The organism is Streptomyces sp. NPDC101152 (assembly GCF_044768275.1).
Classification (GTDB): domain Bacteria; phylum Actinomycetota; class Actinomycetes; order Streptomycetales; family Streptomycetaceae; genus Streptomyces.
In genome coordinates this window covers 47,542-70,329 of sequence record NZ_JBIWPO010000038.1, presented here as the reverse complement: position 1 = coordinate 70,329, position 22,788 = coordinate 47,542, and the positions used below count along the sequence as shown (strand labels likewise).

The 22,788-nt window shown below is 73.1% G+C and carries 21 protein-coding genes and 1 pseudogene; 13 read left to right on the top strand and 9 right to left on the bottom strand.

Annotated elements, in window-relative coordinates:
- Positions 1-18 precede the first annotated feature (18 nt).
- The gene (locus ACIRVK_RS33905; protein ID WP_404253951.1) at positions 19-2,091 is read left to right on the top strand and encodes a SpoIIE family protein phosphatase; all 2,073 of its coding nucleotides are present in this window, start codon (positions 19-21) and stop codon (positions 2,089-2,091) included.
- Positions 2,092-2,226: 135 nt separating this feature from the next.
- Positions 2,227-2,970 (top strand): hypothetical protein, encoded by a 744-nt coding sequence (locus tag ACIRVK_RS33900; RefSeq protein ID WP_404253949.1) that lies wholly within the window; start codon positions 2,227-2,229, stop codon positions 2,968-2,970.
- Positions 2,971-3,003: 33 nt separating this feature from the next.
- Here the strand turns inward: ACIRVK_RS33900 and ACIRVK_RS33895 are convergent, their stop codons facing one another.
- Positions 3,004-3,801, bottom strand: coding sequence for a putative protein N(5)-glutamine methyltransferase (locus ACIRVK_RS33895; protein ID WP_404253947.1), 798 nt, complete (start codon positions 3,799-3,801; stop codon positions 3,004-3,006).
- A gap of 225 nt (positions 3,802-4,026) precedes the next feature.
- On the opposite strand from ACIRVK_RS33895, the gene ACIRVK_RS33890 reads away from it, so the two are divergent.
- A complete protein-coding gene (locus ACIRVK_RS33890; RefSeq protein ID WP_404253945.1) occupies positions 4,027-4,449 on the top strand; it encodes a MarR family winged helix-turn-helix transcriptional regulator in 423 nt (140 codons plus the stop codon).
- A gap of 4 nt (positions 4,450-4,453) precedes the next feature.
- Here the strand turns inward: ACIRVK_RS33890 and ACIRVK_RS33885 are convergent, their stop codons facing one another.
- Together ACIRVK_RS33885 and ACIRVK_RS33880 are read right to left on the bottom strand one after the other, a co-directional pair.
- A complete protein-coding gene (locus tag ACIRVK_RS33885; protein ID WP_404253943.1) occupies positions 4,454-5,164 on the bottom strand; it encodes a GNAT family N-acetyltransferase in 711 nt (236 codons plus the stop codon).
- Positions 5,161-6,075, bottom strand: coding sequence for an NADP-dependent oxidoreductase (locus tag ACIRVK_RS33880; RefSeq protein ID WP_404253941.1), 915 nt, complete (start codon positions 6,073-6,075; stop codon positions 5,161-5,163). The genes ACIRVK_RS33885 and ACIRVK_RS33880 overlap by 4 nt, the downstream gene beginning before the upstream one ends.
- A gap of 210 nt (positions 6,076-6,285) precedes the next feature.
- Between ACIRVK_RS33880 and ACIRVK_RS33875 the strand changes: the two genes are divergently transcribed.
- From ACIRVK_RS33875 to ACIRVK_RS33850, 6 genes are all read left to right on the top strand, one after another.
- A complete protein-coding gene (locus ACIRVK_RS33875; RefSeq protein ID WP_404253939.1) occupies positions 6,286-6,891 on the top strand; it encodes a sulfite oxidase-like oxidoreductase in 606 nt (201 codons plus the stop codon).
- Complete coding sequence (locus ACIRVK_RS33870; RefSeq protein ID WP_404253937.1) at positions 6,884-7,666, top strand: ferredoxin reductase; 783 nt, start codon at positions 6,884-6,886, stop codon at positions 7,664-7,666. The genes ACIRVK_RS33875 and ACIRVK_RS33870 overlap by 8 nt, the downstream gene beginning before the upstream one ends.
- A gap of 169 nt (positions 7,667-7,835) precedes the next feature.
- Positions 7,836-8,429, top strand: coding sequence for a hypothetical protein (locus ACIRVK_RS33865; RefSeq protein WP_404253935.1), 594 nt, complete (start codon positions 7,836-7,838; stop codon positions 8,427-8,429).
- Between the two features lie 94 nt (positions 8,430-8,523).
- The gene (locus ACIRVK_RS33860; RefSeq protein ID WP_404253933.1) at positions 8,524-9,492 is read left to right on the top strand and encodes an acetylxylan esterase; all 969 of its coding nucleotides are present in this window, start codon (positions 8,524-8,526) and stop codon (positions 9,490-9,492) included.
- A gap of 114 nt (positions 9,493-9,606) precedes the next feature.
- Entirely contained in the window at positions 9,607-10,773 is a 1,167-nt protein-coding gene (locus tag ACIRVK_RS33855) for a serine hydrolase domain-containing protein (RefSeq protein ID WP_404253931.1), read from the top strand.
- A 130-nt stretch (positions 10,774-10,903) separates the two neighbouring features.
- Positions 10,904-11,638: a GntR family transcriptional regulator gene (locus ACIRVK_RS33850; protein WP_404253929.1), complete on the top strand. Its 735-nt coding sequence runs from the start codon at positions 10,904-10,906 to the stop codon at positions 11,636-11,638.
- On the opposite strand, the gene ACIRVK_RS33845 is transcribed toward ACIRVK_RS33850, so the two are convergent.
- The gene (locus ACIRVK_RS33845) at positions 11,616-12,368 is read right to left on the bottom strand and encodes a class I SAM-dependent methyltransferase (RefSeq protein WP_404253973.1); all 753 of its coding nucleotides are present in this window, start codon (positions 12,366-12,368) and stop codon (positions 11,616-11,618) included. The two genes, ACIRVK_RS33850 and ACIRVK_RS33845, sit on opposite strands and share 23 nt — an antisense overlap.
- Before the next feature lie 83 nt (positions 12,369-12,451).
- Between ACIRVK_RS33845 and ACIRVK_RS33840 the strand changes: the two genes are divergently transcribed.
- The 4 genes and pseudogenes from ACIRVK_RS33840 to ACIRVK_RS33825 all read left to right on the top strand — a co-directional run.
- On the top strand, positions 12,452-12,856 hold the full coding sequence (locus tag ACIRVK_RS33840) for a nuclear transport factor 2 family protein (protein ID WP_404253927.1): 405 nt from the start codon (positions 12,452-12,454) through the stop codon (positions 12,854-12,856).
- A gap of 117 nt (positions 12,857-12,973) precedes the next feature.
- Complete coding sequence (locus tag ACIRVK_RS33835; protein WP_404253925.1) at positions 12,974-13,801, top strand: class I SAM-dependent methyltransferase; 828 nt, start codon at positions 12,974-12,976, stop codon at positions 13,799-13,801.
- Positions 13,802-14,080: 279 nt separating this feature from the next.
- A complete protein-coding gene (gene rho, locus ACIRVK_RS33830; protein WP_404253923.1) occupies positions 14,081-15,223 on the top strand; it encodes a transcription termination factor Rho in 1,143 nt (380 codons plus the stop codon).
- Positions 15,224-15,321: 98 nt separating this feature from the next.
- A pseudogene (locus ACIRVK_RS33825) lies at positions 15,322-16,152 on the top strand (D-alanyl-D-alanine carboxypeptidase family protein); the annotation flags it as partial.
- Between the two features lie 83 nt (positions 16,153-16,235).
- Here ACIRVK_RS33825 and ACIRVK_RS33820 read toward each other — a convergent pair.
- The 5 genes from ACIRVK_RS33820 to ACIRVK_RS33800 form a co-directional block, all read right to left on the bottom strand.
- Positions 16,236-17,588: a glycosyltransferase 87 family protein gene (locus tag ACIRVK_RS33820; protein ID WP_404253921.1), complete on the bottom strand. Its 1,353-nt coding sequence runs from the start codon at positions 17,586-17,588 to the stop codon at positions 16,236-16,238.
- Positions 17,585-18,979 (bottom strand): polyprenol phosphomannose-dependent alpha 1,6 mannosyltransferase MptB, encoded by a 1,395-nt coding sequence (gene mptB, locus ACIRVK_RS33815; RefSeq protein WP_404253919.1) that lies wholly within the window; start codon positions 18,977-18,979, stop codon positions 17,585-17,587. The genes ACIRVK_RS33820 and mptB overlap by 4 nt, the downstream gene beginning before the upstream one ends.
- Before the next feature lie 97 nt (positions 18,980-19,076).
- Positions 19,077-20,015, bottom strand: coding sequence for a glutaminase (locus tag ACIRVK_RS33810; RefSeq protein WP_404253917.1), 939 nt, complete (start codon positions 20,013-20,015; stop codon positions 19,077-19,079).
- Positions 20,016-20,065: 50 nt separating this feature from the next.
- Positions 20,066-21,478 (bottom strand): aspartate ammonia-lyase, encoded by a 1,413-nt coding sequence (gene aspA / locus ACIRVK_RS33805; protein WP_404253915.1) that lies wholly within the window; start codon positions 21,476-21,478, stop codon positions 20,066-20,068.
- A gap of 144 nt (positions 21,479-21,622) precedes the next feature.
- On the bottom strand, positions 21,623-22,639 hold the full coding sequence (locus ACIRVK_RS33800; RefSeq protein WP_404253913.1) for an asparaginase: 1,017 nt from the start codon (positions 22,637-22,639) through the stop codon (positions 21,623-21,625).
- Positions 22,640-22,788: the final 149 nt, after the last annotated feature.

Sequence of the window (22,788 nt, the reverse complement as noted above, 5' to 3'; positions counted from 1 at the left end):
ACGAAGGCGGTGCGTGGAATGAGTGCACCCGGATTTCCGGTGACCGACGGCGACGAGTCGGTGCGCCCCAGCGGGCTGCTCGACGTCCTGGGCGTGGCCTCGGTGGTGCTGGACGCCGAGGGGCACATCGTGCTGTGGAGCCCGCAGGCGGAGGAGCTGTTCGGCTATCCGGCGAGCGAGGCGCTCGGGCGGTACGCGGCCCGGATCATGGTGCACGAACAGCATCTCGACCTGGTCGTCAAGCTGTTCGCCGACGTGATGGTGACCGGCCAGAGCTGGGCCGGGGCCTTTCCCATCCGGCGCAAGGACGGCAGCACCCGGCTGGTGGAGTTCCGCAACATGCGGCTGCTGGACGACCACGGCGACGTCTACGCCCTGGGGCTGTGCGCGGACCGGTCGACGGTACGGCAGTTGGAGCGGGACGTGGCGCTGTCCACGCGGATGATCGCGCAGTCCCCGATCGGCCTGGCCGTCCTGGACACCGACCTGCGGTACGTGTCCGTCAACCCGGCGCTCGAACGGCTCAACGGGGTGCCCGCCGCGGACCACATCGGCCGCCGCGTCGCCGAGGTGGTGCCCGATGTCGAGGTCGAGGCGCTGGAGGGCGCGGCGCGCCGGGTGCTGGAGACCGGGCAGCCCCTGGTCGACCATCGCACCGTCGGCCGTACCGCGGCCGATCCGGACGAGGAACGGGCCTGGTCGATCTCGCTGTACCGGCTCGAGGACGCCTTCGGGACCGTGCTGGGGGTGGCCGGATCGATCCTGGACACCACGGAGCAGCACCGGGCGAGGGTGGAGGCGGAGACCGCGCGGCGGCGGCTGACGCTCATCGCGGACGCCTCGGCCAGGATCGGCACCACGCTGGAACTGGACCGCACGGCAGGGGAGTTGGCGGATGTCGCGGTCCCGGAACTGGCCGACGTGGCCGCCGTGGACCTCCTGGAATCGGTGGTGCAGGGCAGACGCAGCAACCTGGGCCCCGCCCAGCCGGCGGAGCTGCGGGCCCTGGCCGTGCACGCCGACGACGCCGCCGAGGCGCTGCTGGCCGCCGACCAGCCGGGGCAGGTGGCCCGCTACGGTTCCGACCGCCTGGTCACCGAGTGCGTCCGCACGGGCCGGCCGGTGATGGTGGCCGAGGTCAAGGACGCGGACCTGCCGCGCATCGCCCGCTCCGAGGCGGCGGCCCATCTGCTGGCCGAGGCGGGCGTGCACTCCTATCTGGCGGTGCCGCTGATAGCGCGCGGCGAGGTGCTCGGCGCCCTCGACCTCAAGCGCACCCACAATCCGCTGCCGTTCAGCGAGGACGACCTGCTGCTCGCCCGTGAGCTGGCGGCGCGGGCGGCCGTGCAGATCGACAACGCCCGCTGGTACCAGAACGCCCGCGACACCGCCCTCACCCTGCAGCGCAGCCTGCTGCCCAGCCACCCGCCGGTGATCGGCGGCCTCGAGGTCGCCTCCCGCTACCAGCCCGCGGGCGCCACCAGCGAGGTCGGCGGCGACTGGTTCGACGTGATCCCGCTGGACGGCGGCAAGACCGCGCTGGTCGTCGGCGACGTGATGGGCAGCGGCATCAACGCCGCGGCCACCATGGGCCGGCTGCGCACGGCCACCACCACGCTGGCCTCCCTGGACCTCGATCCGGCCCGGCTCCTGGAGCACCTCGACCGGATCACCGAGGGCCTCGACCACTCCATCGCCACCTGCGTGTACGCCGTCCACGATCCCGAGCTGCGGCAGTGCCGCATCGCCAACGCCGGACACCTGCCGCCGGCCCGGCTGCGCTCGGGGCGTCCGCCGGAGCTGCTCGAACTGCCCACCGGGGCGCCGCTGGGCGTCGGCGGCGTCGCCTTCTCGACCACCACGGTCGACCTGGCACCCGGCGACCGGCTGGTCTTCTACACCGACGGCCTCGTCGAGACCCGCCAGCACCCCCTCGACGAACGCCTCGACGCGCTCCTGTCCCTGCTCGACGGCCCCGACCGCCCCTTGGAGGAGACGTGCGACCTCCTGCTGCGCACCCTGCACCAGCCGGACAACTCCGACGACGTGGCGCTGCTCATCGCCCGGGTGCAGCACCAGCGACCGGACTGACGCCCGGCGTGGCGGCACAGGTCCGTCCAGCCGTACTCACAGCTCCTGATTACCTGACCCTTATCGCTTGCATCGCACAATCACAGTGAGGCGTGGCATGCAGATGCCGGGTGCCGTAGCCGATGGGAGCGAGCCGTGACCGACCAGGAACCCACTGCCGGGGGCGGAACGCCCGACCGGCAGGGCGAGACGACACCGGAGTGGGAAGTGATGAGCGGCCCCGGCGGGGCGGAGCGTCCTTCGGATCCGGCCTGGGACCGGGTGTGGCGGACGCGCTCCGGCCGGGCGCGGGCGGTGATCGCGGCGTCGACGGTCGCCGTGCTGGCCCTGGGCGGCACCGTGGCCTACGCGGCGACCTCGGGCGGCTCGGGCACGAGCGCCACACCGGCAGCGGCGGGGTCCGCCTCGCCGTCGCCGGGCGGTCCCGAGGGGCGGCACGGCGGGCGGTGGTTCGACTTCGGCGGGATGGGCGTGCACGGTGAGGCGACCGTGAAGGACCAGGACACCGGCAAGTGGGTGGTACGGGTCTGGCAGCGCGGCACCGTCGAGAAGATCTCCGGCGACCAGGTCACCGTCAAGAGCGAGGACGGCGCCGAGTGGACCTGGACCGTCACCTCGGCCACCACGGTCCTCCACGACGGCACCCAGGGTTCCGGGACCGGCGCCGTCAAGAAGGGCGAGACGGCGCTCCTGGTCGGTACCCGCTCGGACAGCGGCACCAGGACCGCGACACGCGTCCTGTCGGGCTCCTTCGAGAACAAGGGTCCCGGCGACCGGAGGCCGGGTGGCCGGCACGACGGTTTCGGCGGTCACGGGCCCCGCGAGTGGCGGATGCCGTCTGCGCCGTCCAGCCCGTCGGGCAGCGGGGCGACGACCTGAGGTGACCCCCGCCGCCCGCTGCGCCGGCGCCGCCTACGAGGCACCGATCACCACGTGGGCGTACCACTCCTCCGAGACCGCCAGCCGTGTCGTCAAGCCGGCCGCGGTGAAGGCCGCCACGGCCGCCGGCGCCTGCGCCCGGCTCGTCTCGACGAGCAGACAGCCCCTCGGAGCGAGCCAGTCGGGGGCTTCGGCGGCGACCCGGCGCAGCACGTCGAGCCCGTCCGTGCCGCCGTCGAGGGCGACGAGCGGTTCGTGGTCGCGGGCCTCGGCGGGCAGCAGACCGACCTCGCCGCTCGGGACGTACGGCACGTTGGCCGCGAGGATGTCGACGCGGCCCCGCAGGCCGGCCGGCAGCGCGGCGAACAGGTCGCCGGCGTGGACGTGACCGCCGACGCCGGCGACGTTGCGGCGGGCGCAGCGCACCGCGGCCGGGTCGATGTCGGCCGCGTGCAGTTCGACACCGTCGAGCGCGGTGGCCAGGGCAGCGCCGACGGCACCCGAACCGCAGCACAGGTCGACCACGACGGACGCCTCGGGCGCCCGGTCGAGGGCCTGCTCGACGAGGAACTCGGTGCGGCGGCGGGGTACGAAGACGCCGGGTTCGACGGTGATGCGCAGGCCCCGGAACTCGGCCCAGCCGAGGACGAGTTCGAGGGGCAGTCCGTTCGCACGGCGGTCGACCAGGACGGCCAGTTCCTCGGGCGTGCGGGCCTGGGCGAGGATCAGCCGGGCCTCGTCCTCGGCGAAGACGCAGCCCGCGGCGCGCAGAACGGCCGCGACGGACTCGACAGAGGGGGACGAGGACGGCAGGGGGGACATCGGGGGCATGGAAGCCGAGAGCCTTTCGGTGGGTCGAAGGGCGCTCTCGCCGTCGCCTACGGGCGGTGATCCACGTCGGCGCGAGGAGAGAACACCCCACCTGACACAGCGGTGATGGGACTCACCTCCTCGCCTCCCGAGGGCCGGGACACTCCACGGCCGGACGGCAACACTACCCCAACGGTCGCCCTCGCTTCAGTTGTATTCTGCAACCAGAATCCCGAGGGAGGTCCGATGGACGCCGACGAGGCCGTGGAGACGATCCAGCGCGAGATGACCGCCTTCGCTCGCCGCGCCCGCGCCTCGGCCGGCCGGATGCACCCCGAGCTCTCCCTGGTGTCGTACACGCTGCTCGGGCATCTGGAGGAGAGCGGCGGCTGCCGGGCCACCGATCTGGCGGCCCACTACGCCCTGGACAAGTCCACGGTGAGCCGCCAGGTGGCCGCGCTGGAGCGGGCCCGGCTGATCGAGCGGCGCCAGGACCCGGACGACCACCGCGTCCAGGTCCTGCACCTGACCCGCACCGGCCGGCAGATCCTGGCCCAGGTCACCGACAGCCGCCGCGCGGCGTTCCGGGAACGGCTCGCGGACTGGCCGGCCGCTGATCTGGAACGGTTCGCCACCTATCTGCTGCGCTACAACTCGCGGCCGCGCTAGTGCACTAAGAAACCGTCACCGCACGTTCGTCCGCGAGGTGTTCGGGGACGCGGGCCGCGCCGAACGTGGTGGTGCGGCGCAGCCGGAAGCCGAGGGACTCGTAGAGGCGGATGGCGCCCGCGTTGCCGGCCCCGGTGTGCAGGAACGGGGTCTCGCCGCGCTCCCGGATGCCGTGGGCGACGGCGCGGATCAGCCGGGTCGCCAGGCCCTCGCCGCGGAAGGCGGGGTCGGTGCAGACCGCGCTGATCTCGGTCCAGCCCGGCGGGTGCAGCCGCTCCCCCGCCATCGCTATCAGCGCGCCGTCGCGCCGGATGCCCAGGTAGGTGCCGAGTTCGACGGTGCGGGGCAGGAAGGGGCCGGGCCGGGTGCGTTCGACCAGGTCCAGCATCTCCGGTACGTCGGCGGTCCCGAGGCGGACGGCCTCCGGCTCGGGCGCGGCGGCCAGGCCCTCGTCGACGAGCTGCACGCCCTCGATCTGGAAGGTGACCTCCCAGCCGGCCGGCACCCCGCCGCTGAAGCCGAGCAGCGGAACCTCGGCGCCGGGGCCCGCGAGCGCCGCGAGGTCGGCCCAGTCCTGGGCGTCGGGCTCGTCGGGCAGGGCGAGCCAGGGCGACACGTCGACCGGGTAGCGCACCACCCGGCCGTGCCACTCGGCGAAGTGCGCGTGCGGGCCGGTCAGGGAGGCCAGGGCGGGATTGTCCAGGACGTGGCTCACGCGGTGACCTCGATCACGATCTTGCCGCGGGCGTGGCCGTCCTCGACCGCGCGCAGGGCCTCGCCGGCCCGCTCCAGCGGGAAGGTCCGCGTCACGTGCGGGTCGAGCTCGCCCTTCACGACCAGGTCGGCCGCCGCCACGAGCCGCTCGGAGCTGCGGATCCGGGCGACGCGGGAGCCGCCGAGCCGCTCCACGACCTCGGGCGGCGCCCCTGCGGTGATCAGCTTGGTCCGGTCGCCGAGCAGGCTCGCCGCCTCCGTCAGCACCTCGCCGCCCACCAGGTCGTACACGCCGTCCACGGTGCCCGGCACCTTACCGGTCCAGCCCGGCCCCGACGGGACGTGCACGGCGTCGAACGACTCGACGAACTCCTTCTTGCCCGCGCTGGCGAGTCCCACGACCCGCAGTCCCTCGGCGCGGGCGATCTGCACGGCCGCGACGCCGACCCCGCCGCCCGCACCGGTGACGAGAAGGGTCGCACCGGCCGGCAGACCGAGCTGCCGGATTCCGTCCAGCGCGGTCACCGCCGCGACCGGCAGCGTGGCCGCGTCGGTGAAGGACAGGCCGTCGGGCTTGCGGGCGATCAGGTCGACCGACAGCAGCGCGTACTCGGAGTACCCGCCGACCACCGGCCGCCCGAACACGGCGTCCCCCGCCGCGAAGCCCTCGACGCCGTCGCCGACCTCCTCCACCACACCGGACACCTCGTTGCCGAAGTACGCGGGGAACTCACGCTCACCGCTCTCCCCGGGGCGCCGGTAGCCGGTGCGCTGCTTGAAGTCGACGGGGTTCACGCCTGCGGCGCGCACCGCGACGAGCACCTGGCCGGGACCGGGGCGGGGCCGGTCCACGTCGATCAGTGCCTCGGTCTCCGGTCCGCCGTAGCGCGTGAACACGTACGCCTTGGGCATGTCCCACTCTCCTTCACTGCCGTCTGCTCACCGGTTGTACGGGGCACCGGTTCCGGCACCAGTCGGCAAGGCGTTCGCGGGGGAGGCTATTCCCGGGGCGCCGGAGTCTTCATACGGCCTTAACGATCGGGCGCGGCCCGCGTCCGGAGCACCGCTGACCGGCACGTACGGTGGACAGTGTCAGCTTCCGCTTCGTCCCGCTGGATCCGTATGAACGTCACCCGAGGCTTCACCGGGCGCGCCCGCGTCCACCAGCCGGGTCTGCCACCCGGTCAGTACGACGCGGGCGACGACTGGCCCGTCCTGTCCGCGGAGGTCACTCCCCGGTCGGCGCCGGGCGACTGGACGTTCCGCGTGGACGGTCTGGTGGAACGGCCGCGCACCTGGGACTGGGAGCAGGCCCACGCGCTGCCCGCGTCGGCGTACGAGGGCGACATCCACTGCGTCACCGGCTGGTCGAAGTTCGGGGTGCGGTTCGGCGGCGTGTCGCTGGACGCCTTCCTCGATGTGGTCCGGCCCCATGGGTCCGCCACCCATGCCGTCGCCTACTCGCACACCGGGTACACCACGAACCTCCCGCTCGCGGACCTGAGCGGCCGGCGCGCCTGGATCGCGTTCGAGTACGACGGCGAGCCGCTGGCCCTCGAGCACGGCGGGCCGGCCCGGCTGCTGGTGCCGCACCTGTACTTCTGGAAGAGCGTCAAGTGGATCGCGGGCATCCGGCTCCTGGACCACGACGAGCCGGGCTTCTGGGAGCAGAACGGGTACCACGCGCGCGGCAATCCCTGGGAGGAGCAGCGGTACTCCGGTGACTGAGCACAGGTCGGCGACGGCCGCCGCGGCGCCCTTCACTCCCCCGACCCGTTTCGCCGTGCCGGGCCGCATCGCCGTCAGCCGGCGGGCCGCCTCGACATGGCAGCGGGCCACACTGACCCGGATCCGCCGCGAGACGCCGCACGCCGCCACCTTCCGGTTCGCGGTGCCGGACTGGGCGGGGCATCTGCCCGGCCAGCACCTGATGCTCCGGCTGCGGGCGGCAGACGGCTATGTGGCGCAGCGCCCCTACTCGATCGCCTCGGCACCGGACGACGCCGGGCACATCGAGCTGACTCTGGACCACGTCGTGGGCGGCGAGGTGTCCGGCTGGTTCCACACGGTCGCCGAACCCGGGGACGAGGTCGAGGTGCGCGGTCCGCTGAGCGGCTTCTTCGCCTGGCCCGGCGACCGGGCCGCCCTGCTGATCGGCGCGGGGTCCGGCGTCGTACCGCTGATCTCGATGGTCCGCCACCATCGGGCCCGCGCCCTCGGCGTGCCGCTGCGGCTGCTGGTGTCCGCGCGCTCTCCCGAAGAGCTCATCTTCGCGCGGGAGTTCGGCGCGGAGACGACGCCCGTGTTCACGCGCGGCGCGCCGACCGGCGTGCCGGTGGGACGTATGACCGCCGCACATGTGGCGCCGCTCCTGGCCGAGCGGCCCGCCGGTGGGTGGGAGGCCTATGTGTGCGGCTCGAACGGCTTCGCCGAACACGCCTCGCGCCTGCTCGTCGAGGCGGGCCAGCCCGTGGACCGGATCCGGATCGAGCGCTTCGGCTGACGCGGGCGCACGAGACAAGAGGGGTTCGCGGTGAGCGATCTCCGAAGGTCTGGGTACCCCGATTTCATGGGCACGCGCACGCACACACGGTCCGGACGTACACCACGGATCGAACAGGTATGGCAGCGGTTGCGGCCCCTCCGGTTTCGGTGACGGCGAGGAGGTCGACATGCGGACCCGGGTGCGCGGCTGGCGCTGGCGGCGCAATCCACTGCGGCGGCGGTCGGACGTCGTGGAGGCGTGGACGACACTGGTCGTCGCGGTCCTGCTGTTCCTCGGCGCCCCGCTGGCGGGGGCGATCGCCGGGTGGTGGGCGCACGACGAGGCGCGGGCCGTCGCGGCGGCGCAGCGTGCGGACCGCCATCAGGTGCGGGCCGAGGTCGTCGGCGCGACCCCCGACCGGGCACCCGCCGTGCAGGGCGGCAGCCGGCGCCCGTTCCGAGTGACCGTGCGCTGGAGCGATCCCGTCACCGGCTCGCACACCGCCGAGGCGCTCGTCGCGGCGGGGAGCCGGCAGGGCGGCACGGTGGACGTCTGGTTCGACTCCCGGGGCCGGGCCGTCGGCCCGCCGCCCGGTCAGACCCAGATCTGGCAGCACACCGTCACCATCGGCACCTGCGCGGCGGCCGGCGCCGGTGCCGTGGTGCTCCTCGGCCACCTCGTCGTACGCCGTGTGGCCACCGGCCACCGGCTGGCCGAGTGGGAGCGGGAGTGGTCCCGCACGGAGCCCCAGTGGACCCGGCGCCAGGCGGGCGGGCCGTGACCGGAGGGGCAGACCGGGAAAGGCCTGGCCAGTGGTCCGACCGCGCACGTACGGTGTGATCATCCGCACCGACCCTTCGCAAAGGCGGTCCTACATGGCCCTGTTCGACCTCCCCCTCGACGAGCTGAAGGAGTACCGCAGCGCGTCCGTCGAGCCCGAGGACTTCGACGCGTTCTGGTCCAAGACCCTGCAGGAGGCCCGCGAGCACGATCTGGACGCCCGCTTCGAGCCGGTCGACACCGGGCTGACGACGGTCGAGGTGAACGACGTGACGTTCGCCGGGTTCGGCGGGCACCCGGTGAAGGGCTGGCTGACGCTGCCCGCCGGGACGGCTGAACCCCTGCCGCTGGTGGTGGAGTTCATCGGGTACGGCGGTGGCCGCGGACTGCCGCACGAGCACCTGCTGTGGGCGTCGACCGGCCGCGCGCACTTCGTGATGGACACGCGCGGACAGGGCAGTGCCTGGGGCGGCGGGGGCGGCACCGCGGACCCGGTGGGCGGCGCCCCCGCCTACCCCGGCTTCATGACCCGCGGCATCGACGCGCCCGAGAACTACTACTACCGCCGCGTGTTCACCGACGCGGTCCGGGCCGTCGAGGCGGCACGCTCCCACCCGCTGACCGACGCCTCCCGCACGGCCGTCCTGGGCGGGAGCCAGGGCGGCGGCATCACCATCGCGGTCGGCGGCCTGGTCCCCGACCTGGCGGCGATAGCGCCGGACGTACCGTTCCTGTGCGACTACCCACGCGCCGCGACCGTGACGGACCGTCACCCCTACCGGGAGATCGGCCTGTTCCTCAAGACCCACCGCGGCCGCACCGCGGACGCCCTGCGCACCCTCTCCTACTTCGACGGTGTCCACTTCGCCTCGCGTGGCAGCGCGCCGGCCCTCTTCTCGGCGGCGCTGGAGGACCAGACCTGCCCGCCCTCGACCGTCTTCGCGGCCTTCAACGCCTGGAGCCGCGAGGACAAGAGGATCGAGGTGTACGACTTCAACGACCACGAGGGCGGCGGTCCGTACCAGGAGGCGACCAAGCTGCGCTGGCTGAAGCCGTACCTCTGAGGTCGGCAAGCGGCCTCACCGCCGGCCTTCCCTCCGGTCCGACCAGTCGGTATGTTCGGGATGCCCGGGCGGCAACGGGGCCGCCCGGGCGCATGGCGGACGACGGAGGGCCTGATGACGGAGCGCGAGCCGGACGTGGACGGTCACTGCGACGAACGGTTCGCAGCCGTGCGGACGGCGTTCGAGGAGAACTTCCGGGAGCGGGGCGAGCTGGGCGCCGCGGTCACCGTGAGCGTCGACGGCGAGGTCGTGGTGGACCTGTGGGGCGGCTGGGCCGACGCCGCCCGCACCCGGCCCTGGGAGCGGGACACGCTGGTCAACGTGTGGTCGACGACGAAGGGCCCGACCGCGCTGTGCGCCCACATCCTCGCCGACCGGGACCTGCTCGACCTGGACGCGCCGGTGGCGACGTACTGGCCCGAGTTCGCCGCCGCCGGCAAGGAGAAGGTGCTCGTACGACATCTGCTGTCGCACCGGGCCGGGCTGTCAGGACTGCGAGAGCCGCATTCGCTCGAGCAGCTCTACGACTGGGAGTTCACGACCGGCCGGCTCGCGGCGACGGAGCCCTGGTGGGAGCCGGGGACGGCGTCCGGGTATCACGCGTTCACGTACGGCTTCCTGGTCGGCGAGGTCGTCCGGCGGGTCTCGGGGCAGCTGCCCAGCACCTTCCTCGCCCAGGAGGTGACCGGGCCGCTCGGGATCGACTTCACCATCGGGCTCCCGGAGAAGGAGGCCGGCCGGGCGGCCGAACTGGTGCATCCACCGGCCGCCTCCAGCAGCGAACAGGCCGCCATCTTCAGCCAGTTGACACCCGCCGCGCTGGCTGCGCTGGCCAATCCGCTGGTGGGTGCGGCCGAGGCCAACACGCCCGAGTGGCGGGCCGCCGAGATCCCGGCGGCCAACGGCCACGGCACGGCCCGGGCGATCGCCGCACTGTACGGCGTCTTCGCGGGCAGGGGGTCGTACGACGGCCGTCGCGTCCTGTCCCCCGCGGCGGCCGAACGGGTGCGTGAGGGCCAGGGCAGCTGCCGCGACCTGGTGCTGGGGGCCGGGCTCGACGCCGAGACGGACATCGGGCTCGGGCTGTGGCTGAGCGGCACCAACGGCTCCTACGGACCCAACCCGCGCGCTTTCGGACACGACGGGTTCGGCGGCTCGTGCGGACTCGCCGACCCCGAATCCGGGTTGTCGCTCGGCTATGTGATGAACCGGATGGGGCCTCATATCGCCAACGACCCACGGAAGATGGCCCTGATCGAGGCCCTGTACAGCGCCCTGTGAACGCCGGTGCGGGCGGGCCGGTTTCGGCCGAACCGCCCGATCACCCTTCCCTGCTGGTTTAGACCAATGCTAGATCTGGTGGCGCACCGAGCCCGCACGGCTACCGTACGTCACCCACAGGAGGCGCGGCATGGCCCGCACCCACCACCCGGTCCCGGCAGGACAACCGCTTTACTGGCGTGTCGCGACCCGACTACTCGACGAGTTGCGCGACGGAACCATCCCGCCCGGCGAACGGCTGCCGGGCGAACGGCGGTTGGCCGCGCACTTCGCCGTCAGCAGGGAGACCGTCCGGCAGGCGCTGGAGGTGCTGCGCCGGGACGGAATGGTCAGCACCGACCGGCGCGGCAGCCACGCGAGACTGCCCGGTCTGCCCAGTCAGGCGCCGTCCTCGCTGGCGTTCCCGGTGGGCGCCCGAACCGCCGACCCGCGCGCCGCGGACCGGGCCACGGTCGCCTGGGAGACTCCCCCGCCGGACCACGCCGAGGCCCTCGGCCTCGCCCCGCACCGCCCGACCCTGGTCCACCGGTACGAGTCCTCGGGCGCGGACGGCCGCGGACGGCGTACGGCGGTGACGTCCTTCTCCGCCGTCGCCCTCTGTGAGGTCGAGGAACTGGCCCGCTACCGCGACCGGGCCGACGGCACCGCCTCCGCCCACCTGGGCCGCGCCTACGACTGGATGCGCAAGGCCGGACTGACCCTGCACCACCGGGACGCCATCACCCCGCTCGCGGACACGCCTTCGGTACGCGTGACACGACGCGTGCACGACCAGTACGCGCGGCCGCTGGAGATCACCGACCTGATCGTGGACGCCCGACAGGACGCCCTGGTCTACGAGTTCACGCTCCCGGCCGCGGGCTGAGCCGCTCCCCGGGACGGCGCGCCAGGACCATCCGCACCCGGGGGCTGCCGTCGCTGCGCCGCCCGAACTCCTCCAGGGGCCGCAGGTCGACGCGGAATCCGGCCCGCTCCAACTCCCGCCGAACATCCCCCAGTCGGAAGGCCCGGTAGTACATGACGAACGGCGGGCGCCACACGGCGTTGCGCACCCGCATCACCGCGTCGAAGCCGAGCAGCATCCAGTACGCGGGCGACGAGGGCCGGGGCGGGGCGAGCACCGGAAACGCGAAGCACCCCTCGGGCCGCAGCGCCGCGCGCACCTCGGCGAACAGCCCGGGCAGTTCCTCGGGCAGGAAGTGCCCGAAGGCCCCGAGACTGACGACGACGTCGAACGCGGACCGGAACGGCAGCGCCCGGGCGTCCGCGCGCACCCAGGCCACCCGGGGCCCGGCCGGCCGCGTGCGCCGCCGCGCCACGTCCAGCATCCCGGCGCTGAAATCGACCCCCGTGACGCTCCTCCGGCACACCCGCGCCAGTACGCCGATCCCGGCCCCCGTGCCGCAGCACAGGTCGAGCCCGTCCTCGAAGGGACCCGCCGACGCCAGCTCCGCGGAGACGGCGTCGAGCACCGAGTCGGGCGTCCGGAAGGGGGTGTGGTCGAACTTCGGGGCGAGCAGGTCGTACCCGCGCTCCACGGACGACAGGGCCTGGACGGCGAGTTCTCGCAGGCTGGGGCCTTGGGGGCTGAACACCCACAGCAGCCTAGTGGACACCGTCACGCCGCCTGACTACTCTCACCTTTACCTACTCAACTAATTGACTAAGAGGTGGTCCGATGCGCGCGTTCCGCGAGGCGGTCGAGGCCGGCGATCTCGACGCCGTCGAGGCTCTGCTGGCCGAGGACGTCGTGTTCACCAGCCCGGTGGTGTTCAAGCCGTACCCGGGCAAGGCGATCACCGCGGCGATCCTGCGCGCGGTGTCCCGGGTGTTCGAGGACTTCCGCTACGACCGAGAGCTCACCGGAGCCGACGGCCGCGACCACGCACTGGTGTTCACCGCCCGGGTCGGCGACCGCGAACTGACGGGCTGCGACTTCATCCACCTCGACGAGAACGGGTTGATCGACCAACTCACCGTCATGGTGCGGCCGTTGTCGGGCGCCCAGGCCCTCGCGGCGGCGATGGGCGCCCGCTTCGAGGAGATCGCGAAGGAGGCGGAGGGGAGGACCACCGCCTCCTGACGTCACACGGTACCGGTGACCGGGCGCGAGCCCGCACCTGCGTGCAGTAGGCGGCGTAGCGCGGTCGTCGGCGCGCTCTTCCCGCCACGGGGAACCCGGCTGCGGTTGGATGTCCTCATGACCACCGACGAGCACGCGCGGTTCATGCGGGCCAACCAGGCGAACTGGGACGCCCGCACCCCCGTCCACCTCGCCAGCCGGTTCTACGGCCTCGACCAGGACCTCGACCCGGCCCGCTGGTTCGCCTCCTTCGAGTGGGACGACCTCGGCGAGCTGTCCGGCCGCGACGTGCTCCACCTCCAGTGCCACCTCGGCACCGAGACGATCGCCTTCGCCGGGCGCGGCGCCCGGGCCGTCGGCCTCGACTTCTCCGCGGCGTCGGTGGCCGCGGCGCGGGACCTCGCGGCGCGGGCGGGTCTGGACGTCGGCTACGTGCGGGCCAATGTGTACGACGCCGAACAGGCTCTCGACGGGCGGCAGTTCGACGTCGTGTACACCGGCAAGGGCGCGCTGTGCTATCTGCCGGACCTGGTGCGGTGGGCGGACGTCGTCGCCCGACTGCTGCGCCCCGGCGGCCGGTTGTACGTCGTCGAGTTCCATCCGCTGCTCAACTCTCTGGGCCCCAAACCCGCCCCCGGTGAGGGCCCCGAGCTGTTGCTGCGCCACGACTACCTGGGCGGCAGGGGCGTGGTGCACCGGGACGCGACGCACACCTACACCGACGGCCCGGCGGTCGAGGGCGCCACCGACAGCTACGAGTGGACGCACGGAATAAGCGAGGTCATGGACGCGTTGATCGGGGCAGGACTGACCGTCCGGCGCCTGCGCGAGAGCGAGGAACTTCCCTGGCCCCGCTGGCCGCAGATGGTCCGTACGACGTCCGGCTGGTGGCGTCTGCCCAAGCCGCGGATTCCGCTCCTGTACGCCCTTCTCGCCACCCGCTGACCGGTTTACGGCGACACCGCCTGTGGTACGTTTCTGCTAGCACCTGAGTTCGCCCCATCCTTGTGGGCGCCGGTGCCGGTTCCCTCTCAGTTCGCCGCTCCGCCCGCCGTCTCCCGGTCGGCGCACCGGCTCTCCAGCACCATCTCGTGACCTGTACGGCCCTGCCGTACCCCGAGGGCGCTGTTTCCCGCCGCCGAAGGCGCTGTCCGCCTTCCAGTCGCGGCTTCGACCCCTCCTCCCGCATGTCTCATGCCATCCGTCCTCGAAAGGACCCCCACCATGACCACCACTCTCGAACACCCCCCACTCCAGCAGGAGCCCCCGGCCCAGCTCGTCACCGGTGTCCTCGACATCGACGCGGGCGGCAAGGGCCACCTGCGCGCCGTAAACCTCCTCGCCGCCCCCTCCGACCTGCCCGTGTCCCCCGCGCTGATCCGCCGTCACGGCCTGCGCAAGGGCGACCTCGTCGAAGGCGTACGGGACGGCCGCCGCGCCCTGACCGAGGTCGTACGGGTCGACGGGCGCACGCCCGACGACCTGCGTGGCCGCCGCCACTTCCGTGACCTCACCCCGTTGCACCCGCGCGAGCGGATCCGCCTGGAGCACCCGGCCTCCGGGCTCACCGGCCGGCTCACCGACCTGCTCGCGCCCGTCGGCAAGGGCCAGCGGGGCCTGATCGTCGCCCCGCCCAAGACCGGCAAGACCGTGCTGCTCCAGCAGATCGCGGCCGCCGTCGCGGGCAACCACCCCGAGTGCCGCCTGATGGTGGTACTGCTCGACGAGCGCCCCGAGGAGGTCACCGAGATGCGGCGCTCGGTGCGCGGCGAGGTGTACGCGTCCACCTTCGACCGGGCGGCCAAGCAGCACATCGCCCTCGCCGAACTCGTCATCGAGCGGGCCAAGCGGCTGGTCGAGGCGGGCGAGGACGTCGTGATCCTGCTGGACTCCCTGACCCGGCTGTGCCGGGCGCACAACAACGCGGCCGCCGCCGGTGGCCGCACCCTGACCGGCGGCGTCGACGCGGCCGCGCTGCTCGGGCCGAAGCGGTTCTTCGGCGCCGCACGGCTGGCCGAGGAGGGCGGCTCGCTCACGATCCTCGCCACCGCCCTCGTGGAGACCGGTTCACGCGCCGACGACTACTACTTCGAGGAGCTCAAGAGCACCGGCAACATGGAGCTCCGCCTCAGCCAGGAACTCGCCGCGCGCCGGGTGTTCCCGGCCGTCGACATCAACCCTTCGGGCACCCGTCGCGAGGAACTCCTGCTGCCCCAGGCCGAGTTGACCACCGTACGAGGGCTGCGGCGAGCGCTGCAGGCACGGGACGGACAGGGCGGCCTCGAGACCCTGCTGGAGCGTATGCGGGCGACCCCGGACAACGCGACGTTCCTGCGCCGCGTCCAGCCGACACTGCCCGCCGAGTGACCCCACGCCGGATATCCGGCGTCCATCCGAGTGCTGGCGCACCGTGTTCCGGCCCGGTCACCGTCGCGTACCCCAGACCGATTCCTACGTTGATAAGTATGACCATCGGATTCCCATCCCGGACGGGCATCGTGGCCTGCGCGCTCTGCGCGGCGGGCGTCCTGACCTTCGCGCCCGTCGCCCTGGCCGTCGGCGCGCAGCCCCCGACGACCGCCGGGCCACGCCCGACGCTGCCCCGCCCCTCGCTGCTGTACCGGGAGGGCACGCAGGTCCGGGCCGCACGCGGAGTGCCGAGGGTGCCCGGTGTCTCCGCGTTGTCGTGGCTGGTGGCCGACGCGGACAGCGGTGAGGTGCTGGCCGCGCACGACGCGCATCGCAGGCTGCCGCCCGCCAGCACGCTCAAGACCCTGTTCGCCCTCACCGTGCTGCCGGGACTGCCCGCGGGCCTCCGGCACACGGTCACCGAGGAGGAGCTGGCGGACATCGGCCCCGGCAGCAGCATGGTCGGAGTCGCCGCGGGGCAGACGTACGAGGTCTCCGATCTCTGGCGTGGGGTGTTCCTCAACTCCGGCAACGACGCCGTGCACGTGCTGGCCGCGCTGGACGGCGGCTGGCAGGCGACGGCCGGGCGCATGCAGGCCAAGGCCCGTGCGCTGGGGGCACTGGACACCCAGGTCCGCTCGCCGGACGGATACGACACCCCGGGCCAGGTGTCCTCGGCGTACGACCTCGCGGTGTTCGGCAGGGCAGGGCTGCGCAACGCGGACTTCGCGCGCTACTGCGGGACGGCCGAGGCGCTGTTCCCCGGCCTGGGCGGGGCGTCGTACGGGATCCGGAACACCAACCGGCTGCTGACCGGCGCGGACGGCGTGGAGCGGTATCCGGGGCTCATCGGTGTGAAGAACGGTTACACCACGAACGCGGGCAACACCCTGGTCGCCGCCGCCCGACGGGGTGGCCGCACGCTCGTCGTGACGGTGATGAACCCGCAGGCGGGCGGCGGCTTCACCGTCTACGAGGAGGCGCGGGAACTGCTCGACTGGGGGTTCGAGGCGGCCGGGCGGGCGGCACCGGTCGGGTCGCTGGACGGGCTTGTGGTCAGGCCCCGGTCGCAGCCGAGCGCCGTTCCCGCCGCCGCCGTGGTCGCGCCGGATGGCGGGCCGGGGTGGGAGGAGGCGGGTGCCACCCTGGGGGCGGCCGTGCTCGGCGCGGGTGCGGTGGCCCTGGTGCTGCGGGGCAAAAGCGCGTCCGCAGAAGGGAGTTGACCGACCGGCAGCCACAGCAGGAGGCCGAGCGTGATCCAGGCGTAGGTGTTGCTGCCGAGGAATCCGTCGATGCCGGACGCGTCGTGGAACCACAGCCACACCACGCTGGTGCACAGCACCGCGTAGAGGGCGCCCGCGACGCGCCTGTGCCCGGCGCGGACCAGCACCGCGAAGGCGGGCAGCAGCCACACCAGGTGGTGCACCCAGGTGATCGGGCTGACCAGACAGGCGGTCAGACCGGTGAGCGCGAACGCGGCCGGCCAGTCGCCCGCGGTGAGGGCGCGCCGGGCACGGAGCGCCCAGACGCCCAGCACCAGCAGGACCGCCGCCGCCCAGACCGCACGGTCGGTGTCGCCGAGGCGGGCCAGTATCCCCTGCAGGGACTGGTTGGAGACGTAGTCGAGGCGACCCACCCGGCTGGTGTCCCACAGGGCCTCGGTCCAGTAGAAACGTGAGGCCCGGGGGGCCACGAGCGCCGCGAGTCCGGTCGCCGCACAGGTGACGGCGGTCGCCACGGCGGCCGCGCGCCGGCGGCGGGCGAGCAGGAGCAGGGCGATGAAGACGGCCGGGGTCAGTTTGATCGCGGCCGCCACACCGATGCCGACACCCGCCCAGCGGTCCCGGCCGGTGCACAGCAGCCGGGCGTCGACGAGCACCAGGGCCAGCAGCAGCAGGTTGACCTGGCCGAAGCTGAAGGTGTCCCGCAGGGGCTCGAACAGGGCGAGCCCACAGGCGCCCAGGGCGCAGCCGTACCAGCCGTGGCGTCGCCACGCCCCCTCGGTCAGCAGGTGCGCGATCAGGGCGAGCGCCGCGAGGTTGAGCACGAGGGCGAGCGCGATCGCCGTGTGCAGTCCGACCAGGGCCATGGGCGACATGGCGACGGCGGCGAAGGGCGGATAGGTGAAGCCGTAGGTCGTGCCCGGGACCAGGTAGTCGTAGAGGCGTCCGCCGTGGTGGACCCAGGTGTTGACGGCACCGTAGTAGACCCGCAGGTCGAACCAGTCGCGCAGCAGTGGCACGGTCGCGGTGAAGCCCGTGACGGCGGCGGCCACGGCGAGGACCAGCAGCAGCCGGCCGCGGTCGGTGCGGGGCGGGGTCACGCCGGGTGTCCCGGCGCGGGTGCCTGGGCCGCCTGGTGGGCCTGCCAGAGGACCACCAGGGCGAGCGCGCCGCCGGAGACGGCCAGCACCAGTTGGCCGGTGTCCGCCGGGCCGCCGCTGGGGAGGGTGGCGAGCGCCAGGACACCCGTCACGGCCGCCACCCGGCGCCGCACCGAGGTGGTGGGAGCGGCGGCGGCGATCAGGAACAGGCCCCACAGGGCGTACCAGGGGCGGATCGCCGGGCCGAAGGCGGCGACCGCGGCGAGGCTCAGGCCGAGGGCGTAGACGGGGTGGGGCCGCAGCCGCCACCATATGGCCGCCGTCAGCAGCGAGGTGAGCGCGAGGCCGAGTAGGTGCCAGGCCGGCAGGGCGAGCGGCGCGAGGTCGCTGCCGAGGTGTTCCAGGAGGGCGCCGGTGGCGCGGCCGAGGAGGCTGGTGAGCGCCCAGTTGTGCGACGAGACCGGCGTGTCGAGGGCGCCTATCCAGCCGTATCCGGTTCCGGCCAGGGCGGTCGCGGCGACCGTGGTGGCCGCGGCGGCGACGACGGTGGTCAGCACGGCCCGCGCGGGACGGCGCCCGGCGCGCACCTGGAGGACGACGACCGCGGCGAGCCCGAGCAGGGCCGGCGCCTTGACCAGCGCGGCGAGCGTCACGAGTACGGCGCCCAGGACCGGCCACCGGCCCGACGCGGCGACCAGGCCGACGCCGAGCAGGCCGAGCATGATGGCGTCGTTGTGGGCACCCGCGACCAGGTGGAGCAGCACCAGCGGGTTGAGGGCGCCGAGCCAGAGCGCGGCAGCCGGGTCGGCGCCGCTGTGCCGGGCGAGACGGGGCAGCGCGGCGGCCATGAGCGCAACGCCGAGCAGCGCGAGCAGCCGCATCCCGACGAGTCCGGCGGGCAGTTGCCCCCGGGTCAGGTCGGCCAGGCGGGAGGCGACGGCGAGGAACACCGGTCCGTACGGCGCCCCGGTGTGCTGCCACAGCGGCGCGACCTCGCCGGCCAGCGGGCCGCCGAGTTGGGCCGGACCCTGCGCGTAGACGTCCATGTGGGCGTCGACCATGGCGCCCTGGGCGAGGTAGCTGTAGACGTCCCGGCTGAACAGCGGCGGGGCCAGCAGCAGCGGGGCCGCCCAGACGGCGAGCACGCCCAGCAGGGCGCGTGGGCCGGGCGGATCCGCGCTGCGCACGAGTTGGCCGAGCAGCACCCAGGCGGCTATCAGGATGACGACGCCGAAGTAGACGCCGACCAGCCCGAGTGCCGCGCGCACGTTGGCGGGGGCGAGCAGTTGCTGCACGGGCAGGGCGCCGGCCGTCTCGCCGCCCAGGGCGAGGAAGGCGGTGCCGGCCAGGCCCAGGACCTGACAGCGGCGAAGATCGACGGGGAAAGCCATGGCCAACACTCGGGCAGCGTGTCAACGCCGGGTGGCCGGAACCTGACGCGCCGACTTCCGTCCGGGGACCTGCGTGTGACCGGAGTGTGAGCGGCGTTCAGAACACCGACAGTCCGGTCAGGGTCGTGAAGCGGTCCAGGGCGGCGACGCCGGCCACCGAGTTGCCGCGTCCGTCGAGACCGGGGCTCCACACGCACAGCGTGCACCGGCCGGGGACGACCGCGATGATGCCGCCGCCGACCCCGCTCTTGCCGGGCAGGCCGACGCGGTAGGCGAATTCGCCCGCCGCGTCGTACGTCCCGCAGGTCAGCATGACCGCGTTGACCTGCTTGGCCTGGCTGCGGGTGAGCAGCCGGGTGCCGTCGGCGCGCACCCCGTGGCGGGCCAGGAAGGTGGTCGCCAGGGCGAGGTCGGCGCAGGACGCGGTGACCGAGCACTGCCGGAAGTACTGGTCGAGCAGAACCGGCACCGGGTTGTCGATGTTGCCGTAGGACGCCATGAAGTGCGCGAGTGCGGCGTTGCGGTCGCCGTGCCCGGCCTCGGAGGCGGCGACGTCCTTGTCGAAGTCCAGGGCAGGGTTGCCGCTCTCCGTGCGCAGGAAGGTCAGCAGTTCACCGGCCGCGTCCCCGGTTCGTGTGTGCAGGCGGTCGGTGACGACCAGCGCGCCCGCGTTGATGAAGGGATTGCGCGGGATGCCGTTCTCGTACTCCAGCTGGACAAGGGAGTTGAACGGGTTGCCGGAGGGCTCGCGCCCCACGTGCTCCCACAGTTCGTCGCCCTCGCGGGCCAGGTCGAGGGCGAGGGTGAAGACCTTGGTGATGGACTGGGTGGAGAACGGCTCCCGCCAGTCCCCCACGCCGTACACCGTGCCGTCCAGCTCCGCGACCGCCATGCCGAAGCGGCGCGGGTCGCAGGCCGCGAGCGCCGGGATGTAGTCGGCGGGCCGGCCGCGGCCCGGGGTGCGCCCGATCTCCTCGGCGATGCGCTCCAGGACCGGCTGGAAGGAGTGGGCCGACGTCGTTGTCATGATCACCATTGTGCCTCCGTGCCGATCCGGGCGCGTCGTTGTGGTCGTCCCGGTGCGGGTCAGACGAGGGGTGAACCGCTGCCCGCGAGGGCCTCGGGCCGGAGCAGGTCGGCGAGGGTCTCGGCGGGCAACAGGCCCTTCTCCAGGACGAGTTCGGCCACTCCGCGGCCGGTGGCAAGGGCCTCCTTGGCGATGTCGGTGGCGGCGGTGTACCCGATGTGCGGGTTCAGCGCGGTGACCAGCCCGATGGAGTTCTCCACGCTCGCGCGCAACGCCTCGGTGTTGGCGGTGATGCCGGCCACGCACCGCTCGGCGAGCGTGACACAGGCGTTCCGCAGGTGCGTGACGGACTCCGACAGGGAGTGCAGGATGATCGGCTCGAACGCGTTGAGCTGGAGCTGGCCGGCCTCGGCGGCCATGGTGATGGCGACGTCGTTGCCGATCACCTCGAAGGCGACCTGGTTGACGACCTCGGGAATCACCGGGTTGACCTTGCCGGGCATGATGCTCGAACCGGCCTGCACCGGCGGCAGGTTGATCTCGCCGAGGCCCGCGCGCGGTCCGGACGACAGCAGCCGCAGGTCGTTGCAGCTCTTCGACAGCTTGACGGCGATCCGCTTGAGCACGCCGGACATCTGGACGAACGCGCCGCAGTCCTGGGTTGCCTCGACCAGGTTGGCGGCCGTGACCAGGGGCAGCCCGGTGATCGCCGCGAGGTGACGACGAGCCGCCTCCGCGTACCCGGCCGGAGCATTGAGCCCCGTGCCGATGGCCGTGGCCCCGAGGTTGATCTCATGGATCAACTGGACGGCCTCGTCAAGACGGTTGCGGTCCTCGTCCATCATGACGGCATAGGCGGAGAACTCCTGACCCAGCGTCATCGGAACCGCGTCCTGCAACTGTGTACGGCCCATCTTGAGCACGTCGCGGAACTCGACGGCCTTGGCCGCGAAGGCGTCCTGCAGGACGGCCATCGCCCTGAGCAGCCCGCGCACCGCGAACACCGTCGCTATCTTGACGGCGGTCGGATAGACGTCGTTGGTCGACTGCCCCAGGTTGACGTCCTCGTTGGGGTGCAGGAACCGGTACTGCCCCTTCTCATGCCCCAGCAGCTCCAACGCCCGGTTCGCGACGACCTCGTTGGCGTTCATGTTGGTCGAGGTCCCGGCGCCGCCCTGGATCACGTCGACGACGAACTGGTCGTGCAGCTTCCCGTCCCGGATCTCCCGGCACGCCTCGACGATCGCGGCGGCCTTCTCGGGCGCCAGCAGCCCCAGCTCCTCGTTGGCGAGCGCGGCGGCCTCCTTGACGGCGGCCAGGGCGTCGATCAGATGCGGGTAGGCGGAGATCGGCGTCCCGGTGATGGGGAAGTTCTCGGTGGCCCGCAGGGTGTGCACACCCCAGTACGCGTCGAGGGGAACATCCCGGTCGCCGAGCAGATCGTGCTCACTACGGGTGACGGCGGTGGTCATGAGGGTACGGTCCTCTTTCTGAGGTACGGAAGTTACAGCGCCCCTGACGGGGGCGCGGGGCGTCATTGACATGCGGCTACCGCCGTGTGGGCGCGACCAGCCACGAACGGCCCGCAGTCGCCGAATCACACACGTGGCACACCCTTAGGCGCACGTCGACGAAACAACCGGCTCGAGCGAACGAACGGGCCGCACGCACCCGACCGGCCGCCCACCACCGAGAAGGGCCTCCCCCTGGAACTCGGTGAGCAGCGCCGGATCCACCCCGGCCCGCGCCAACGCCGCCGCAGCGACCGGCACCCGCGCCCGGCTCGCCCCGTCCGCGATCTTCACGGCGACGGCACGCCCGTCGGGCAGCGCGGCGACCTCGACGCCCTCGAACCCGTCCTTGGCCAGCAGCCCGGGCACGGCCGCCATCAACGCGGCGACGTCCCGCCCGGTGCCCGACGCCATCTCGGCGTGGGAACGCATCGCGTCGGCCACCCGCGCCTCCGGTGTACCTGCGGCGGCCGTGGTGATCCGCGCGGCGGCCCGGGCGAGACCGTGCAGGGACACGGAGAACAGCGGCGCCCCGCACCCGTCGACCGTCACGGCCGCGATCCGCTGCCCCGTCAGGTCCTCGACGATCTCGGCGATCGCCTGCTGCAGCGGGTGCCCGGCCTCGAGGTAGCCCTCGAGGGGCCAGTCGTTGAGCACACAGGTGTACAGCATCGCCGCGTGCTTGCCGGAGCAGTTCTGGGCGAGCCGGGAGGGCGGACGCCCCTCGCGCACCCAGGTGTCCCGGACGACGGGGTCGAACGGCATGTCCGTGACGTTGCGCAGGTGGTCCTCGGTGAGCCCGGCGAGCTCCAGGATGCGCCGGGTCCCGGCGAGGTGGCGTTCCTCGCCGGAGTGACTCGCCGCCGTGAGCGAGAGGAGCTCGCCGTCGAGCGGCAGCCCGGCCCTGACCATGGCGACCGCCTGGACGGGCTTGAGGGCCGAGCGGGGGTAGAAGGCGGCTTCGATGTCGCCGAGCTGGAAGTCGACCGTTCCGTCGGCGCCGAGGACGACGACGGAACCGTAGTGGATGCCCTCCACGACCCCGCCGCGTATCAGGTGGGCGACGGGGGCGTGGAGGGGCTCGCGGATCAGGGGTGCGTCCGCGACGGAACTGCTGAACATCACTGCCTCTTGTCAGGAAGCGGCGCGTGGCTCACGCGCCGGCTCCGGTCGATGTGGTCCAGGGCGTGTCGGAGCCGCCCTAGGGGGTGTTTCGAAAGTCCTGTGCGGTGCCCCCGGTGTTCGGCGAGGGTGCCTGCCGGGCGCCGTGG

Excerpts from the sequence above, each read along its gene's own strand:
- ACIRVK_RS33905 (WP_404253951.1), top strand. The coding sequence starts at position 19 with ATGAGTGCACCCGGATTTCCGGTGACCGACGGCGACGAGTCGGTGCGC.
- ACIRVK_RS33895 (WP_404253947.1), bottom strand. The coding sequence starts at position 3,801 with ATGCCCCCGATGTCCCCCCTGCCGTCCTCGTCCCCCTCTGTCGAGTCC.
- ACIRVK_RS33890 (WP_404253945.1), top strand. The coding sequence starts at position 4,027 with ATGGACGCCGACGAGGCCGTGGAGACGATCCAGCGCGAGATGACCGCC.
- ACIRVK_RS33880 (WP_404253941.1), bottom strand. The coding sequence starts at position 6,075 with ATGCCCAAGGCGTACGTGTTCACGCGCTACGGCGGACCGGAGACCGAG.
- ACIRVK_RS33875 (WP_404253939.1), top strand. The coding sequence starts at position 6,286 with ATGAACGTCACCCGAGGCTTCACCGGGCGCGCCCGCGTCCACCAGCCG.
- ACIRVK_RS33865 (WP_404253935.1), top strand. The coding sequence starts at position 7,836 with ATGCGGACCCGGGTGCGCGGCTGGCGCTGGCGGCGCAATCCACTGCGG.
- ACIRVK_RS33860 (WP_404253933.1), top strand. The coding sequence starts at position 8,524 with ATGGCCCTGTTCGACCTCCCCCTCGACGAGCTGAAGGAGTACCGCAGC.
- ACIRVK_RS33855 (WP_404253931.1), top strand. The coding sequence starts at position 9,607 with ATGACGGAGCGCGAGCCGGACGTGGACGGTCACTGCGACGAACGGTTC.
- ACIRVK_RS33850 (WP_404253929.1), top strand. The coding sequence starts at position 10,904 with ATGGCCCGCACCCACCACCCGGTCCCGGCAGGACAACCGCTTTACTGG.
- ACIRVK_RS33840 (WP_404253927.1), top strand. The coding sequence starts at position 12,452 with ATGCGCGCGTTCCGCGAGGCGGTCGAGGCCGGCGATCTCGACGCCGTC.
- ACIRVK_RS33835 (WP_404253925.1), top strand. The coding sequence starts at position 12,974 with ATGACCACCGACGAGCACGCGCGGTTCATGCGGGCCAACCAGGCGAAC.
- rho (WP_404253923.1), top strand. The coding sequence starts at position 14,081 with ATGACCACCACTCTCGAACACCCCCCACTCCAGCAGGAGCCCCCGGCC.
- mptB (WP_404253919.1), bottom strand. The coding sequence starts at position 18,979 with ATGGCTTTCCCCGTCGATCTTCGCCGCTGTCAGGTCCTGGGCCTGGCC.
- ACIRVK_RS33810 (WP_404253917.1), bottom strand. The coding sequence starts at position 20,015 with ATGGTGATCATGACAACGACGTCGGCCCACTCCTTCCAGCCGGTCCTG.
- aspA (WP_404253915.1), bottom strand. The coding sequence starts at position 21,478 with ATGACCACCGCCGTCACCCGTAGTGAGCACGATCTGCTCGGCGACCGG.
- ACIRVK_RS33800 (WP_404253913.1), bottom strand. The coding sequence starts at position 22,639 with ATGTTCAGCAGTTCCGTCGCGGACGCACCCCTGATCCGCGAGCCCCTC.